The following is a 1015-nucleotide window of genomic DNA, read 5'->3' on the forward strand; positions in this document are numbered from 1 at the left end:
TCTTTAGTTTGGTTAACACAACCCCAGATAACGTCCTCAACCAAGTTAGGGTTAAGACCTGGGTTACGGTCAAAGATCGCATCGATCAATACCGCAGAAAGGGTTTCAGCTCGTACGTTGCGGAAACAGCCGTTTTTAGCTCGACCCATTGGGGTACGTACCGCATCGACAACGACGACGTCTTTTGGATTAAGACTCATAGATATTCTCCGTAATCTTGTCTCAGCGCTTAGCCGAAAAACTTCTTGCCAGTTTTAGCCATCTCACGCATACCTTCAGTCGGCGTGTAGAGAGCACCTAGATCAGCATACTTGTCTGCGATCTTGTTGAATTCTTCGATACCGATAGAATCGATGTAACGAAGCGCACCACCACGGAATGGAGGGAAACCGATACCGAAGATCAGACCCATGTCTGCTTCAGCCGCAGTATCAACAATACCGTCTTCCAAACAACGAACAGTCTCGATGCAAAGTGGAACCATCATACGTTCGATGATTTCTTCATCGGTAAACTCATTGCTGCTTGCAACAACTGGCTTAATCATGTCGTAAACAGATTCATCTACAACTTTCTTCTGCTTACCCTTACGATCTAACTCGTAAGCGTAGAAGCCTTTGTCATTCTTCTGACCAAAACGACCAGCTTCAAACATCACGTCAATCGCTGTTTTGAAGTCTTTACCCATACGATCTGGGTAGCCTTCAGCCATTACTTCACCGCCGTGATTAGCTGTGTCCATACCTACAACGTCAAGCAAGTAAGCAGGACCCATTGGCCAACCGAACTTCTCCATGATCTTGTCTACACGCTGGAAGTCAGCACCGTCACGCATAAGCGCAGCGAAACCACCAAAGTAAGGGAACAAGATACGGTTTACTAGGAAGCCCGGGCAATCGTTAACAACAACAGGTGTTTTACCCATTGCTTGAGCGTATGCAACTGTTGTCGCAATCGTCTCTTCGCTTGTCTTCTCACCGCGAATTACTTCAACCAATGGCATCATGTGTACTGG

At 46.6% G+C, this 1015-nt stretch carries 1 protein-coding gene and 1 pseudogene; both read right to left on the reverse strand.

Going from position 1 to position 1015, the window contains the following annotated elements:
* Positions 1 to 200: pseudogene (gene fadA, locus A3738_RS15510) on the reverse strand (acetyl-CoA C-acyltransferase); the annotation flags it as partial.
* A 29-nt stretch (positions 201 to 229) separates the two neighbouring features.
* A partial coding sequence (locus A3738_RS15515) for a 3-hydroxyacyl-CoA dehydrogenase family protein (RefSeq protein WP_231876669.1) occupies positions 230 to 1015 on the reverse strand: 786 nt, incomplete at its 5' end.

It is taken from the genome of Oleiphilus sp. HI0066, from assembly GCF_001635725.1.